Source organism: Rhodococcus chondri (genome assembly GCF_036327435.1).
In the GTDB taxonomy this organism is placed as follows: domain Bacteria; phylum Actinomycetota; class Actinomycetes; order Mycobacteriales; family Mycobacteriaceae; genus Rhodococcus; species Rhodococcus chondri.
Window position 1 is genome coordinate 1 of the sequence record NZ_JAUZMZ010000021.1, and the last position, 14,455, is coordinate 14,455.

15 protein-coding genes, 1 tRNA gene and 1 rRNA gene are annotated in these 14,455 nt (G+C 66.6%); 9 read left to right on the top strand and 8 right to left on the bottom strand.

The window, feature by feature from the left end; genetic code table 11:
* Positions 1-115: ribosomal RNA gene (rrf, locus tag Q8814_RS05880) — 5S ribosomal RNA — on the top strand; the annotation flags it as partial.
* 119 nt (positions 116-234) lie between these two features.
* Here rrf and Q8814_RS05885 read toward each other — a convergent pair.
* Both Q8814_RS05885 and Q8814_RS05890 read right to left on the bottom strand, forming a co-directional pair.
* On the bottom strand, positions 235-1,395 hold the full coding sequence (locus Q8814_RS05885; RefSeq protein ID WP_330151085.1) for a GIY-YIG nuclease family protein: 1,161 nt from the start codon (positions 1,393-1,395) through the stop codon (positions 235-237).
* A 307-nt stretch (positions 1,396-1,702) separates the two neighbouring features.
* The gene (locus Q8814_RS05890; RefSeq protein ID WP_330151086.1) at positions 1,703-3,016 is read right to left on the bottom strand and encodes an IS256 family transposase; all 1,314 of its coding nucleotides are present in this window, start codon (positions 3,014-3,016) and stop codon (positions 1,703-1,705) included.
* Positions 3,017-3,126: 110 nt separating this feature from the next.
* Between Q8814_RS05890 and Q8814_RS05895 the strand changes: the two genes are divergently transcribed.
* From Q8814_RS05895 to Q8814_RS05905, 3 genes are all read left to right on the top strand, one after another.
* A complete protein-coding gene (locus Q8814_RS05895; RefSeq protein ID WP_330151087.1) occupies positions 3,127-3,705 on the top strand; it encodes a hypothetical protein in 579 nt (192 codons plus the stop codon).
* On the top strand, positions 3,684-4,010 hold the full coding sequence (locus tag Q8814_RS05900; RefSeq protein WP_330151088.1) for a hypothetical protein: 327 nt from the start codon (positions 3,684-3,686) through the stop codon (positions 4,008-4,010). Before Q8814_RS05895 ends, Q8814_RS05900 begins: the two co-directional genes overlap by 22 nt.
* Before the next feature lie 62 nt (positions 4,011-4,072).
* Entirely contained in the window at positions 4,073-4,684 is a 612-nt protein-coding gene (locus tag Q8814_RS05905) for a putative glycolipid-binding domain-containing protein (protein WP_408015841.1), read from the top strand.
* Here the strand turns inward: Q8814_RS05905 and Q8814_RS05910 are convergent.
* Positions 4,681-6,030 carry an amidase gene (locus tag Q8814_RS05910; protein WP_330151089.1) on the bottom strand — a complete coding sequence of 450 codons (1,350 nt, stop codon included), beginning with the start codon at positions 6,028-6,030 and terminating at the stop codon, positions 4,681-4,683. The two genes, Q8814_RS05905 and Q8814_RS05910, sit on opposite strands and share 4 nt — an antisense overlap.
* Entirely contained in the window at positions 6,018-6,962 is a 945-nt protein-coding gene (locus Q8814_RS05915) for a prephenate dehydrogenase (protein WP_330151090.1), read from the bottom strand. Before Q8814_RS05915 ends, Q8814_RS05910 begins: the two co-directional genes overlap by 13 nt.
* A 66-nt stretch (positions 6,963-7,028) precedes the next feature.
* Here Q8814_RS05915 and Q8814_RS05920 point away from each other — a divergent pair, with 66 nt between their 5' ends.
* The 3 genes from Q8814_RS05920 to Q8814_RS05930 all read left to right on the top strand — a co-directional run bounded on the left by Q8814_RS05920 (position 7,029) and on the right by Q8814_RS05930 (position 8,185).
* A complete protein-coding gene (locus Q8814_RS05920; protein ID WP_330151091.1) occupies positions 7,029-7,571 on the top strand; it encodes a tRNA adenosine deaminase-associated protein in 543 nt (180 codons plus the stop codon).
* Positions 7,572-8,048: a nucleoside deaminase gene (locus Q8814_RS05925; RefSeq protein ID WP_330151092.1), complete on the top strand. Its 477-nt coding sequence runs from the start codon at positions 7,572-7,574 to the stop codon at positions 8,046-8,048. It abuts the gene before it with no gap.
* Positions 8,049-8,094: 46 nt separating this feature from the next.
* A tRNA-Ser gene (locus Q8814_RS05930) sits at positions 8,095-8,185 on the top strand.
* A gap of 37 nt (positions 8,186-8,222) precedes the next feature.
* Here Q8814_RS05930 and Q8814_RS05935 read toward each other — a convergent pair.
* The 3 genes from Q8814_RS05935 to Q8814_RS05945 all read right to left on the bottom strand — a co-directional run bounded on the left by Q8814_RS05935 (position 8,223) and on the right by Q8814_RS05945 (position 11,957).
* Positions 8,223-9,692, bottom strand: a complete 1,470-nt coding sequence (locus Q8814_RS05935) for an amino acid permease (protein ID WP_330151093.1) — start codon at positions 9,690-9,692, stop codon at positions 8,223-8,225.
* Positions 9,693-9,873: 181 nt separating this feature from the next.
* The gene (locus Q8814_RS05940) at positions 9,874-11,019 is read right to left on the bottom strand and encodes a hypothetical protein (RefSeq protein ID WP_330151094.1); all 1,146 of its coding nucleotides are present in this window, start codon (positions 11,017-11,019) and stop codon (positions 9,874-9,876) included.
* Positions 11,019-11,957 (bottom strand): metal-dependent hydrolase, encoded by a 939-nt coding sequence (locus Q8814_RS05945; protein ID WP_330151095.1) that lies wholly within the window; start codon positions 11,955-11,957, stop codon positions 11,019-11,021. The genes Q8814_RS05940 and Q8814_RS05945 overlap by 1 nt, the downstream gene beginning before the upstream one ends.
* A gap of 182 nt (positions 11,958-12,139) precedes the next feature.
* Here Q8814_RS05945 and Q8814_RS05950 point away from each other — a divergent pair, with 182 nt between their 5' ends.
* On the top strand, positions 12,140-12,760 hold the full coding sequence (locus Q8814_RS05950; protein ID WP_330151096.1) for a TetR/AcrR family transcriptional regulator: 621 nt from the start codon (positions 12,140-12,142) through the stop codon (positions 12,758-12,760).
* Positions 12,761-12,829: 69 nt separating this feature from the next.
* Entirely contained in the window at positions 12,830-13,516 is a 687-nt protein-coding gene (locus Q8814_RS05955) for a YceI family protein (protein ID WP_330151097.1), read from the top strand.
* On the opposite strand, the gene Q8814_RS05960 is transcribed toward Q8814_RS05955, so the two are convergent.
* Positions 13,497-14,435: a sterol desaturase family protein gene (locus tag Q8814_RS05960; protein ID WP_330151098.1), complete on the bottom strand. Its 939-nt coding sequence runs from the start codon at positions 14,433-14,435 to the stop codon at positions 13,497-13,499. The two genes, Q8814_RS05955 and Q8814_RS05960, sit on opposite strands and share 20 nt — an antisense overlap.
* Positions 14,436-14,455: the final 20 nt, after the last annotated feature.

Genomic DNA, 14,455 nt, shown 5'->3' on the forward strand with positions numbered 1-14,455 from the left:
CGGCGGTCACAGCGACAGGGAAACGCCCGGTCCCATTCCGAACCCGGAAGCTAAGCCTGTCTGCGCCGATGGTACTGCACTCGACAGGGTGTGGGAGAGTAGGACACCGCCGAACACCCGTTACCGATGGCCCCCAACACATGCAAATGTGTTGGGGGCCATCGGCATTTCCGGGCACGTGCGGTCGGGATGAGATACACCCCCGGCCGCGAATGCGACCGGGGGGCGAACACGTTACGGACGGGGCGCCTTGGGACGGGCGACCGGTCGCGGCAATGCCCGGGTGAGTCGCGGAGCCCAGCCGTGCGACGGCCAGCGCTTGAGACCCAGCCGATCCGGCGTCAGGCGTGTATCGACGAACTGCTTCTCGAGGTCGTCGTCCGCCTCACCCACGAACCGGTAGAGGATAGTGCCGCCGTTCTCCTCTGTGCGGGACGCGGCTTCCCATCCGGTCGCGCGATATGCACCGCGCACGATGTTGTCGGCGACGACGATGATCGGCAGACCGTCGATGCCGCGTGCGGCAGTACCGGCCGGCCACCCGCGGGATGCGAGATCGCGCACGGCTCCAGGTGATGCAGACTTCGCCTCGTTGATCCGCAGGACGACACACGGCGTGGGCAGTTCGGGGGCGGCCTGGGCGGAGTACTGGCGTACGAGCTCCGCGATCGGAACTGCGGTCCGGTCCGCTTCCGAATCTTCGGTGGCTCCGGCGAGATTGGTGAGCACGTACTCGCCGCGGTGCGGTTCGAGCAGCGCCAGGGCGGCGATCACCGCTTGAGCGGTCGCGTCGGCGGTGTGCTCGGGATCGGTCGCCGGGTGCAGTGCGTCGGCGACAACGAAGTGCTCGACGGAGTACCCGGAGCTGTACACCGCTCGGATACGGCGCAGGGCGCCTTCGGTTTCCGGGGTTCCCGGCGGCGCTTTTTCGCCGGCGTCGGCGAGTTTCTGTGTCTCCCCGAGCGCGGTCCACACGAGGGTGAAGATCCTGTTGGCGCGACCGGTGCCCACGTACAGAATGCTGCGGTCGCGTGGATCGACGAGTGCGTAGACGTACGCCCCCAGTTGTTCGACGACGGGCTCGGGTAGAGGTTGGGGTGTGGGGGCGCGATCGTCGACTTGGGTGACGAGTGCCCGCAGCACGGTCAGCCGCAGCGACACGGGGACTTTGCCGGCGGAACCGCCGAACAGTTCGCGGTTGGCGGCGTCGACGGAACCGAAGGTGCGACCGATGTTGCGTGCGAGTTCGCCCAGGGCATGGGTGAACTCGGCGAGACGTTGGCGCGGGTCGTCGGCGGTGTCGGGCAGCTCGTTGCTGGTCAAGAACATCTGGATCTCAGGAGACTCCAGCAAGGTCTGAGCGATGTTCGGAGGAACTGTCCACACGGTGCGCATGTAGCGACTCTAGGCTAATTCGGCACGGGTGAGCCGAGCTTGCCTGCGCCGTCACCATCGATCCTGTCGAGTGTGCTTTCCGGCGTGTCGTCCCAGCTAGGCTCCCGTGTCATGAGTGCCGTGGCGGCTCGGCCCGGATTTCGGCTCCTGCGCGATTCGACCGCGTCGGCGCGGGTCGAGACCTTGATCATCGTCGCAGTGGCCACCATCTTGGTGACTCGTCTCTATCTGCACCTGACGGGCTATCCCCAAGTCGGCGGGTCGACGCTGCATAGAGTAATAGTCAAATCCTGTGGATTGGGAGTCGTCAGGCGACCTCGGACACTGGGGTGTCGGGCGAAGGTTCCGGGGTGATGTCGACCGGCCGCTCGAGGAGCTTGCCCTTGTGGAAAACCGCGCCGGCCCGCACCAGAGCGACCAACTGCGGGGCGTTGACGGCCCGCCACCGCGACTGGGCCGCTTCGATCAGCTTGTAGGCCATCGCCATGCCGGCTGCTCGCGATCCCGGCCCCTTCGTCACTCTGGTCCTCAAACGCACTGTCGCGAAGGTAGATTCGATCGGATTCGTCGTGCGTAGATGCACCCAGTGCTCGGCGGGATACCGGAAGTACTCGAGCAGCACATCGGCGTCGTCGACGATCTTTGCGACCGCCTTCGGATACTTCGCGCCGTAGTCCCGTTCGAACGCCGCGATCGCCACCTGTGCCTTGTCGAGGTCCTCGGCTCCGATGATTTCCTTCATCGCCGCCAACGCCCCCGGATGCGCGGACTTCGGGAGTGCAGCAAGAACATTGGCTTGTTTGTGAAACCAGCAGCGTTGTTCGCGGGTCTCGGGGAACACCTCCCGCAGCGCCCGCCAGAATCCCAAAGCCCCGTCCCCGACCGCGAGCACCGGCGCACGCATTCCCCTCCGGCGGCAGTCCCGCAGCAGGTCCGCCCAGGAGTCGGTGGACTCGCGGTAGCCGTCGGTGAGCGCGACGAGTTCCTTGCGGCCGTCCGCCCGCACCCCGAGCATCACCAGCAGGCACAGTTTCTCCTGCTCGAGACGAACCTTCAGGTGGATGCCGTCGACCCACAGATACACGTAGTCGACCTGCGAGAGATCTCGCTGTCCGAAGGCTTTCGCCTCGTCCTGCCATTGCGCGGTCAGCCGGGTGATCGAGGCAGGCGACAAGCCGGCGCCGCTGCCGAGGAACTGCTCGAGCGCCGGCCCGAAGTCGCTGGTCGACAGCCCGTGCAGGTACAGCAGTGGCAGCACCTCGGAGACCTGGGTGGACTTGCGGGCCCACGCCGGCAGGATCGCCGACGAGAACCTCTTACGCTGGCCCGTCTCGGGATCGATGCGCTTGTCGTTGACGCGCGGGGCCTTCACCGTCACCGCACCCGCGGCGGTCATCACCTCGCGCTGCGCGTGATACCCGTTGCGGACCACCAGGCGGTGGCCGTCCTCGTCGATCTCACCGGCGTGCCGGCAGATGTAGTCGGCGACTTCGGCCTGCAGGGCTGCGGCGAGCATCTGCCGGGCACCGTCGCGGACGATCTCGTCGAGCAACGAGCGCCCCGAACCGGCCTCGTCGCCGGACTCGTTCGGGTCCTGGCCTTCGTGTACTACCGTGAGCACGGGCGTGCCTTCCCGCCAGCGCGCCAACGCTGGTCTTGATCAGAATCCTGTGACTTCGTCGATCATCTTCCGGGAAGGCGCGCCCTCCCGGGATCCACAGGTTCTGGTCATTGCTCCGCTGCCATATCGCACACGTGCTGTGGGGCGGTCTCCTGATGGTGGCCGCCCTGGTCGTGTTGCTGTCGTTTCTCGGTCGCGCTCCACACCGGATCGCGGTGCTCGTCGGGGGAATCGGATTCGGCTTGTTCCTCGACGAGGTCGGCAAGTTCGTGACGAAGACCAACGACTACTTCTACCGTCCCTCGGTCGCCATCATGTATGTGGTCGTGGTGCTGGTCCTGGTGGCCAATCGGGCTGTACACGCGGCCCGGCGTCCGACGCCCGAGGAGAATGTGGCAAATGCCGCGGCCACGGTAGTGGAGGGGTTGGTGCACGGACTCACGCCGACGTCGCGAGATCAGGCGATGGCCCAACTCGAGGCGGCGCCGCGGACGGGGCCGATCATGCAGTGGTCGACCGGATCGAGGGCCTGGTCGGGCAGTGCGGTGTCGTCACTGCCCCGTCGTCGATCTCGAACCTGCCAATCGTCCTTCGTCTGCGCGACACGTTCCGCGGAGTCCGCAGCGGCTGGGTGGCGGCTGTGCTGCTCACTGTCTTCTCGGCAGGCATGTTCGTCCATGCTGCGGTGACGCTGCGCGACGATCTGGCCGAGGATCGTGGGGACACGACCACGCTCCTTCAGTTCGTCGCGTCGGCGGCGACCACGGTGCTGTGCGTGGCGGGCACAGCGGGGTTGCGGCACGGGCGACGGTGGGCGCTACGCCTTCTCCACAGCGCCGCGCTGATCACGGTGTTCTTCGTCGATGTCATCGAGTTCGCGGTGCAGGAATTCGGTGCGCTGATCAATGTGGTGATCGGAGCTGCGGCGCTTTCGGTCTTCTCCCAGCGTTTGCGGCAGATCGCACGGCGCGAACCACTGACGGACACGGTGTAGCGATGTGGTAAATAGAGGTGCCGCTGCTACCCGTGAGCCGGTTGTCCCTTACGGTATAGACCGTGAGCATCCCAGCCCCTGATGCCGCGCGCGCTGCGGCGAGTCCAGCGTCGACCTGGCCTGCCCTTCTGACCTGGCGGGCGACCAACGTCCCCCGCATGGAATCCGTGCGTGTGCAGCTGAGTGGTCGGCGGATCAAAGCCGCCGGTCGCATTGTCGGAGCCGAGTGCTCCGAGCATCCCGCGTTCAGCGCGTCGTACGACATGGTGACCGACGAGAACGGTGTCACCCGCAGATTGTCGGTGCGCACGACGGTGGCGTCGGGTGAGCGACATATGTCGATCACGCGGTCCGAAGAGGGCATCTGGATGGTCGACAACGGCACGCATCATCAGCGGTCGCCGTTCGGAGGTGCCCTGGACGTCGACGTGATCCTCAGTCCGTTCTTCAACGCGCTGCCGATCAGGCGGTACGGGCTGCAGTCGGGCGCCGACGAGCTCGAGGTTCCGGTGGTGTACGTGAACCTGGTCGATCTCGGCGTGCAGGAGGCAACCGTCGTCTACAGCAGTGCCGCCGACGGAATCCATGTCCTGTCGCCGGTGTCGTCGTCGACGGTGACGGTCGACGAGGACGGTTTCGTCATGACCTACCGGGGACTCACGGAGCGCGTCTAGTTTTCTCCGGTCTCCTCGACCGCGAGCGCAACTGCCAGTGCCGCCGATTCGGATGGGTGGCTGCCGTGACCGTCGGTGCCGGTGGTCAGCCCGATGATCTGCAACCCGATCGGTGTCGGGCCGCCGCCGGGCGCGGGGACCGACAGGGCGGGTACCCCGAGCACGCTGAAGGGGATGCACCACTGCAGGAGTGGGCCGCGCAGGTCGACCGGGTCGGCGTCCATCGATGCGGAGCGCAGGCCGGTGGTCACGGTGATCAGTGCGTCCAGCTTCTCGATCCGGCGCAGGCGGTGCAGTGCCTCGTGCGCCAGCTTCTGCGCGGTCCGGGCCGCCCGTAGGTACTCGGAGGCCCGCCGGTCACGTTGCGCCTCGAGCAACGCTGCGGTCGCCGGCTGGTATCGGTCCGGATCTGCCTCGAACCAGCGCTGGTGTGTCTCGTAGGCCTCCGAACCGGTCACCACGGGATAAACGCCGAGCATGTCGTCGGTCTCCGGAAGCGTCACGTCCACCACTTCCGCCCCCAGGTCGGCGAGGGTCCGGCAGGCCGTGTCGAGGGCGGAGTCGAAGTCGGGGTCGGTGATGTCCCAGATGCCGCCGCGCAGTCGTCCGACCCGAAGGCCCGACACGGGGGTGCGGAGGTGTGCGACACCGGGCAGCGCGCCCCACGCGAGTCCGGCGTCGAGGCTGTCGGCGGTGAGCAGTCCGACGTGGTCGAACGTGGTGGACAGCGGGAACACGCCGTCGCGCGGCAGTGCCCGGCGACTCGGTTTGAATCCCGCGATGCCGCACAGCGCGGCCGGGGTGCGCACGCTGCAGCCGGTGTCGGTGCCGAGCGCGACGGGCACGATCCCTTTGGCCACAACTACCGCCGAGCCGGACGACGACCCACCGCTGATCAGCGTCGGATCATGGGGGTGAGCGGCAGGACCGGCCGCATTGATCAGCCCGGTGGGACCGTACGCGAACTCGTGCAGGTGAGTCTTGGCGACGACGATCGCACCGGCTTCGCGCAGCTTCTCGACGATGCGGGCGTCGCGGCCGGCGGGCGGGGCGTCGGCGAGGACGTTGCTGCCGCAGCGCGTGGGCAATCCTGCGACGTCGATGTTGTCCTTGACGGCCACCGCGACCCCGTGCAGGGGGCCGATCCAATTGCCCGCGGCGATTTCCGCGTCGGCACGTGCCGCGGCCTCGAGGGCGGCGTGATCGTCGCGGGCGGCGACGATGTTCGACCATGCGGTGCCGTCGAGAGCGTCGAGATCGGACAGCACCTTCCGGATGTGATCGGTGGAGGTGGTCTTCCCGGCGGCGAGGGCCGACGCGGTATCGCGCAGGTTCATCGCGTCCACACCTGTCCCCGGCGACCGGCATCGCGGAGTCGTTCGATCCAACCCTCGTCACCGGGGGCTATGCCGGTGATCGGCCGGCGCTCCCGCTGCTCGTAGCGTCGCCGTGCTTTGTGACCGGCGCGTGTGAGATCACGTGTGCTGCCGTCGGCGAGCTGGTCGCGGGCGATTCGCAGCACCTCCAATGTTTCGTCGAGGGTTGCGAGCAGAGCCGTCGCATTTCCCTCGCACATGGCATCGACCAGCGCCGGAGCGGTCGCGGCGACGCGGGTGCCGTCGCGGAACGATCCTGCGGCCAGCCCGAGGGCGAGGTCGCCGCCTGCGGCCCCGGACAGTGCAAGGGCTTCGGCGAGTACGTGCGGCAGGTGGGAAATCCGTGCGACGGCGGCATCGTGCTCACCCGACTCGGCGGGCACGACCACGGAGCCGCAGTCGAGGGCGAGGTCGGCGACCTGCTGCCACACGCCGGGGTCGGTGCCGTCGTCGACGGTGACGACCCACACGGCGTCGCGGAACAGCTCTGCCGTACCCGCGGACCATCCGGATTCGGCGGTGCCGGCCATCGGATGACCGCCGACGAAACGCGCGGAGAGACCGTGCGCAGTGACCACCGCCGCAACTTCCTTCTTGACGCTGACCACGTCGGTCAGGGCGACGTGCGGTGCGTGCTCGGCGACTGCGGCAAGGACGGTGTCGACGGCAGGCATGGGCACCGCGACGACGACGAGGGCGTCGGTGTCCGCGGCGCGTGTCAGTGCCGCCGTCAGGTCGGTGGAGGCGTCGAAACCGTCCGCGACTGCTGCGCCGACAACCTGCGGCGATCGGTTGTAGCCCCAGGCCGAGCGGCCGGTCGCGACCGCGGCACGCAGGACGGATCCGCCGATCAGACCGAGGCCGAGGACGCAGACGGGTGGGGCGGAGGCTGCTGTGGACACAGCATCAGGTTGGCATATTCACCGGTGGACTTCATTCAGGGGACGCGGCAGACTACCGTTGCGCGCATGGCAGCACAGCGTGTAGGGAACAAGAGCCCTTCCGTGAGTTCGACCGAGGCAGACGACATCGACGGGTTCGCCGTCGCCGTGACACGGGAGGAGGGTCGCTGGAAGTGCCGTGCACTGACGGCGGCTGCGTTGACGAGTTTGGACGCGGCGGTGACGGAACTGCGCGAGTTGCGTAGCTCCGGTGCTGTGTTCGGCTTGCTCGACGTCGACGACGAATTCTTCATCATCGTGCGGCCGGCTCCGGCGGGCACCCAATTGTTGCTCTCGGACGCCACGATGGCTGTGGACTACGACATCGCTGCGGACGTACTCGATGCGCTGAACGTCGAGATCCCCGACATCGACCCGGACGAGCTGGACGACGTGGAGCCCTGGGAAGAGGGCGATCTCGGCATCCTGTCGGACATGGGGCTGCCGGAACCGGTGTTGTCGGTGATCTTGTCCGAGACCGATCTGTATCCGGACGAGCAGCTCGAGGAGATCGCACAGCGCCTCGGGTTCGAGGATGTGTGGAGCGCGACGCTGGACAAACTGCGTTAGATGACGCTGCGCGACGACGAGAAGCTCATCCGGGTCGCGCTGGAGGTGGCGAGTGCGGCGCCCGCCGGAGACGTTCCGGTGGGCGCGGTGGTGTTCGCGGCCGACGGCACGGAACTTGCGCGAGCGGCGAATTCTCGAGAGGCGACGGGAGACCCGACGGCGCACGCCGAGATTCTGGCGCTGCGGGCCGCAGCACGTGTGCACGGGGACGGCTGGCGTCTCGAGGGTGCCACGCTCGCGGTGACGCTGGAGCCGTGCACCATGTGCGCCGGTGCGTCGGTGCTTGCCCGCGTCGAACGGATTGTGTTCGGTGCGTGGGAGCCGAAGACCGGCGCGGTGGGGTCGCTGTGGGACGTGGTGCGCGACCGTCGGCTCACTCATCGCCCGCAGGTTCGCGGTGGCGTTCTCGCCGACGAGTGCGCGGGGGTCCTCGAGGAATTCTTCCGCACCCATCGCACCCCCGATGCGACGTCCTGACCGGCGGATTTCGACACCGGCACGCGATCCGGTATTGTCTTTTAGCGGTGGCGTGTCCGAGCGGCCTAAGGAGCACGCCTCGAAAGCGTGTGACGGGTAACCCCCGTCCGTGGGTTCAAATCCCACCGCCACCGCCAAGAGTCCCTCACCTGTTCAGGCAGGTGAGGGACTTTTTTATGGCGAGCTCGTGAGAACGGAACGTTTCCGGCTGTACGCGAAGTAGATGACCACGCCGATGAGCATCCACACCACGAACCGCAGCCATGTCTCGACCGACAGGTTCACCATCAGCCACACGCATGCCAGAACCGCGAGGATCGGCACGAGCGGTACCCACGGCACGCGGAATCCCCGTTCGAGATCCGGCCGGGTACGACGCAGCACGATCACGCCGAGCGACACCAGGACGAACGCGAACAGGGTGCCGATGTTGACCATCTCTTCGAGCGTGCCCAGCGGAATCAGGCCGGCGAGCACGGCGACCACCACGGTCACGAGGACGGTCGTGCGTACCGGGGTCCCGTGCCTTCCGGTGTGCGAGAGCCGGCGCGGCATGAGGCCGTCGCGGGCCATCGCGAACAACACACGTGTCTGCCCCAGCATCAGCACCATCACGACCGTCGTCAGACCGGCCAGGGCGCCGATCGAGATGAGATTCTTCGCCCAGTCCATGCCGTTGAGCGCGAAGGCTGTCGCGAGTGTCGAGTCGTCGCCCTCGAGGTCCTTGTAGTTCACCATCCCGGTGAGGACCAGGCTCACCGCGACGTACAGCACCGTCACGATCGCGAGGGAACCGAGAATGCCGATGGGCACGGCTTTCTGCGGATTGCGGGTTTCCTCCGCGGTCGTAGCGACCACGTCGAATCCGATGAACGCGAAGAACACCAGGCTCGCCGCCGCAAGGAGTCCGTACCACCCGAAGGTGCTGCCACCGGCCCCGGTGGCGAACGAGAACAGCGACTGATGCAGGCCCTCGCCGGTGTCTCCGGCTTCCGACGGAGGAATGTACGGCGAGTAGTTCTCCGCCTTGATGTAGAAGGCGCCGAGGACGACCACGAACAGCACCACCGCGATCTTGATGGACGTGATGACCAGCGATACCCGCGACGACAGTTTCGTGCCTGTCGCGATCAGCACACCGATCACCACGACGATCAGGATCGCGCCCCAGTCGACCTTCACCGAGCCGATCATGAAACTCGGGGCGATCCCCATGACTTCGCCGAGATAGAGCGACCAGCCTTTGCCGACCACCGCAGAGGCAAGTGCGAACTCCAGGATGAGGTCCCAGCCGATGATCCAGGCCACGAACTCGCCGAACGTCGCGAACGAATAGGTGTAGGCGCTACCGGCGACGGGCACGGTCGAGGCGAACTCCGCGTAGCACAGGGCCGCGAGCGCACACGCGATCGCCGCGAAGACGAATGCCAGCGACACCGACGGACCGGCGACGTTGCCGGCAGTGCGGGCCGTGAGCGTGAAGATGCCGGCGCCGATGACGACAGCGACACCGAACACGATGAGATCCCACGCGGTGAGGTCTTTGCGCAGTTTCGAGTCGGGTTCGTCGGTGTCCCGAATGGATTGCTCCACGGACTTGACGCGAAAGAGTCCGCCCTTGCGCGTTTCACCGACTCGAGTCATGGTCGTTCCTCTCGTGCCGAGGAACCTACTCGCTGCGGGTACCCGGTACGCGGGGATACCCGACCGGCCCGCTGCAGAAACCCGGCCTCCGCAAGTTTGCGCGCCCTACGGAGATTTACTGCCGGAATTGCCGACGTATATCCCCATTCACCGCGCAAAGATCGGGAACGAGCTCGTGGAGCTACGTCGTGGCGGATTCCTCCACCTTGTCGGTCTCGGCCGTCGTGCCGCGCGGCACGGTGTACGTGGCGATCACGCAGAGGATTGCGACGGCAAAACAGGCCAGGGTGTACCAGAGGTTCCCGATGGGATCGCCGTTGCTCGTGACACCGTCTTCGGCGGCGAAGTAGTCCGGCAACGCGGTCGCCCACAGCACGGCCAGCACACCCAGGTAGATCACGCTGAACCGCTGGACGAAAACGTTCGTGTGCGGGGCGGGACCCGGGCCTTCCCGTCGCAACCGCGACCACTGGCCGGTCAGCGCCCACACGGCAACTACGGAGACCACGACGAGTTCGAGTGCGTAGACGATGCCGCGGACCGGTGTGCCGGCCAGGCCGAGAACGGTCGCGGGAAGCGGCAGGATGAAGGTGCCCAGCGACGCCAGCAGACCGACCACCACCGTGCGCCAAGCCAGCGCGGGCCCGGCGAAGTTCCTGCCCTGGTCGGCGTGGCGGCCGACGAAGAACTGCACGCACAGCGCCAGCGACATCGGCCACAGCGCAGCGAACACGACGACACTCGGGAGCGGCACCGCGTCGAAGAAGGGCTGGTTGACGGGGTTCTCCAGCGACCACTCCCACCACCGCAGCTGCGGTCCGAGGTGGTCGAAGATCTCGTAGAACGCGTGATGGACGAAGCCCACGGACGCGGCGCCGACAAGCAGCCCGTACTTCCGGAACACGCCCAGCATCCGGACGATCTCGAAGGCCAGCGTGGCCATCAGCGGATAGATCGCGACGATGTACAGCGGGAGCCGACCCCACATGAAGTCCACGGTGAACACGTTGTGCGCGAACATGGTGTCCACGTGCTCTTCGATACCGAAGGCACCGGGAAAGTACAGGGGCGGTTCGATGATGAACAGGAACGCGGTCGCGCCGAACCAGAGCGCCAGGTTGGTGGGATCACCGTTCCGGCGCCAGCGCAGCACGGCGAACACGAGCGCGAGCACCGCACCGACGACGATGGTCAGCTCGAGGACCGGCAGCGTCCAGTTCTCGAGCGCGAACGGACTGCGGAATTCGACGACACCGCCGGCTTCCTCGCACGAGAAGCCCAGTCGCACCGCGAGATCGGAGAAGGTGGGGGAGCACAGATCGGACATCAGTTGGCTCCCGGCGATGCGACGGTCTCGGCGGTGTACCACTTGGTGACGTCGTAGCCGGCGTCGTAGCGGTCGAACCACACCCCGGCCAGCGCGGGAAGATTCTCGTGTGCGGGATCGTGCCGGGGCATCTGACTGCGGACGACGCCCCGCAGAGCGACGAGTTGTTCGCCGAGTGAGAGATCGTCGAATGCGCGCGGCATCGGGCCGTGGTCCTGGGCCTTCAAGCCCGGAATCAGCTTGTGCAGCTTCTGCTTACGGCGGTGCGAGGCGAACATCGACAGTGCGTCGATCTTGCGCTCCTCGATCGGCACGTGCCGGTTGAAACCGTCGCATGCGATCCTGATGACGTCGAGGACGTGTTTGAACACGGACGGCGCCACGCGCATCCGGTAGAGATCGCTGCCGACGACGGATTCGAAGATGATCAGGGCCGAACTGCGATGCTCGACTTCTTCGACGAAGTGCCAGATGAACAGCGACGCGACCCGGTCGTCGCCCGGCCGGAACAGGGTCGAATCGTTGTCGAGCATCAGTTTGAAGACGGGGGTGAAGGTCGCTTCGAGATCGGCGGTGTAGGCCAGGCGGTACTTCAGAGACGTCTCGGCGGTGAGCTTGTCGTAGGCGCGGATCACGTCGTCGAGGGTTTCCTGCAGGCCCGGATACCGGGCGATCAGGGCTCGGACATGCTGGCGATGCGCGGTGGAGTGCTGGCCCTCCTGGCGTGTGAACGCGTCGGCTTCCTCGGCGACAGCAGGATCGGTGATCAGCGGTTTCGTCTGCGCGATCATCTGCACGATCATCTTCTCGAAGCCGACCGCGAGGAACGAGACGGCGTTGGCCATGCTCGAGAAGGCGGGATTTTCTTCGTTCCACAGGAACGGCACGTCGTAGTCCTCGAAAGCGAAGCGCATCTTTCGAACTTGAAGATCGGTCACGGTGCGACACCTCGTATTCGGAAGTCGGCGGGTCGGCGGCCTTTCGGACGCGCGGAAGCCCCAGTGGCGTGAATCATACACACGACGCTCCGTCTGTATGATCACTTTTGCGGAGCATTTCTGTGAGAGGTCGCGGACGTTGCCGCGTGCTAGCGTCGGCCCTTCATGCAGGAGGAAGCGCAGTGGCACGAAGACGTGGGTGGGGCGGCAGCCCCCCGGACAGTGACGACGAGGCGTCCCGTCGAATTGTTGCTGCTGCCGTCGAGCTCATCGGACGCACCGGGGCGCCGATCGGCATCGCCGACGTGGCCGAATCGCTGGGCGTCATCCGCCAGACGGTGTACCGGTATTTTCCCAGCGCCGAAGCCCTGATCAGAGCCGCGGCCATCGCATCGGTGGCCGGATTCCTCGATCGGCTGACGCAGCACGTGATGGGTCTGGACGACCCGGTCGACGCCGTCGTCGAAGGAGTGGTCTACACGCTCGCGGAGGTGCGGCGAACCCCGCACCTGGGCATCCTGCTCTCGGGCTCGCACTCGGCCGTGCACCCCGACGGTCTGACCTCCACCGAAGCGCAAGCGTTCGGGATGACGATGATCAAGCGTTTCGACGTCGATTGGGAGCGCTACGGATACGACGACTCCTCGCTCGAGGAGCTCGTCGAATATCTTCTGCGGACCATGCAGTCGTTCTTCGTGTCGCCGGGTACCCCGCCGCGGAGCGACGACGAGATGCGCCGCTACCTGCAGCGGTGGGTGGGTACCGCGGTGGCCGCGCAGGCAGGACCGGCCGAGGCGCGGTAGCCGGACCGATCCTGAAACCTGTCACCTCGACGGCACCCCGCGGATCCGAGCCTCAAATACTCTCGGCGCATGCGAAAAATCTGGTTCTCGCTCGGAGCCGTGGTGATCTTGGCATTGCTGGGCTTCTTCGTCGCGCCGTGGGTGTACGGAAACTTCATAGCCGAGGACGACGCGCCGGCCGCTTCGGTGTCCACGGCGGGAGCCGAGGCCGCGACCGGTGAGCTCGACGGCACCTGGACGGTGGTGCCCGGAACGGAACCGAACCGCACCGCAGCCGGTTACACCGTTCACGAGGTCCTGCGCGGCGCCGACGTGACGGTGGTGGGTAGCACCGATCAAGTGACCGGTTCCGCGACGATCGAGGACGAAACCCTGACCGCCGGTGAGGTCGTGGTGCAGGTGGAGGACATCACGACCGACATCTCGCAGCGCGACGGGCAGTTCCGGACCCGGGTCATGGACACCGCGAACCATCCGACCGCCGGATTCGTGCTGACCGAGCCCGTCGATCTGTCGTCGCTGCCCACCGACGGCACCACCGCGACCGTGCGGGCCACGGGAACTCTGACGTTGCGCGGTGCGGAGCGGCCGGCGACCGTCGACATCGAGGTGCTGCGCAGCGGTGAGGACATCGTGGCGTCCGGCAGCATCCCCACCACCTGGCCGGACTACGGAATCGAACCGCCGAGCCTCGGCTTCGTGACGGTGGACGACGCGGGCAGCGTCGACTTCCTGATCACCCTCGAGCGGAACTGACCGGCTCGATCGACGGCTCCGCCGGTACCCATCCGGGCGGCCCGAACGTGTAGCCGAGCTTGGCGCGCCACGTGGCCGCCGCGCGCCAGTCCCGCGCGATCGCCCGGTACTCGTGGGTTTGCAGATCCCAGATGTTGTACGTCCCGATCGGTTTGGTGAGCCCGTAGGTGGGGCGGTGCGTCTCGGCCTGGAATGTACCGAACATCCGGTCCCACAGGATGAGGATGCCCCCGTAGTTGCGGTCGAGATATTCGGGATCGGATCCGTGGTGCACGCGGTGGTGCGAGGGAGTGTTGAACACGAACTCGACGGGGCGCGGCAACTTGCCGACCCGCTCGGTGTGCACGAAGAACTGGTAGACGAGGTTCACGGAGAAACCGACGAACACCATCCACGGCGGAATGCCGATGAGCGGCAGCGGGAGCCACATGACGATCTCACCGCTGTTGTTCCACTTCTGCCGCAGTGCGGTGGCGAAGTTGAAGTACTCGCTGGAGTGGTGTGCCTGATGGGTCGCCCACACCAGGCGCACCCGGTGCGCCATGCGGTGGTACCAGTACCAGAGCAGGTCGACGCCGAGCAGCAGGATCACCCAGGTGTACCAGGCGTCCGCGGGCAGGTGCCACGGCGCGAGGTACACCCAGATCGCCGAGTAGCCGACGAGCGCGAGCAGCTTCCATGCGGCGCTGGTCGCCACGGAGACGATCCCCATCGACAGGCTCGCCCGGGCGTCGCGCAGCTCGTAGCCCCCGCGCGGGGGATGGGCGCGACCGTCGAGACCGGGCTCGGTGTGCTCGAGAGTGCGGGCCGCCGTCCATTCGAGGACGAGGAAGAGGAGGAACGCCGGTATCGCCAGTGTCACGGGATCGTGCAACGGCTCGAGAAGCGATCCCCACGACTGAAGCAGGGTCTCCCACATCGGGACCTCCGGTGAAGATG

Bases quoted from the DNA above. Each gene is read 5' to 3' on its own strand.
- Q8814_RS05885 (WP_330151085.1), bottom strand. From the start codon at position 1,395: ATGCGCACCGTGTGGACAGTTCCTCCGAACATCGCTCAGACCTTGCTG.
- Q8814_RS05900 (WP_330151088.1), top strand. From the start codon at position 3,684: ATGTTCGTCCATGCTGCGGTGACGCTGCGCGACGATCTGGCCGAGGAT.
- Q8814_RS05920 (WP_330151091.1), top strand. From the start codon at position 7,029: ATGGCAGCACAGCGTGTAGGGAACAAGAGCCCTTCCGTGAGTTCGACC.
- Q8814_RS05925 (WP_330151092.1), top strand. From the start codon at position 7,572: ATGACGCTGCGCGACGACGAGAAGCTCATCCGGGTCGCGCTGGAGGTG.
- Q8814_RS05935 (WP_330151093.1), bottom strand. From the start codon at position 9,692: ATGACTCGAGTCGGTGAAACGCGCAAGGGCGGACTCTTTCGCGTCAAG.
- Q8814_RS05940 (WP_330151094.1), bottom strand. From the start codon at position 11,019: ATGTCCGATCTGTGCTCCCCCACCTTCTCCGATCTCGCGGTGCGACTG.
- Q8814_RS05955 (WP_330151097.1), top strand. From the start codon at position 12,830: ATGCGAAAAATCTGGTTCTCGCTCGGAGCCGTGGTGATCTTGGCATTG.
- Q8814_RS05960 (WP_330151098.1), bottom strand. From the start codon at position 14,435: ATGTGGGAGACCCTGCTTCAGTCGTGGGGATCGCTTCTCGAGCCGTTG.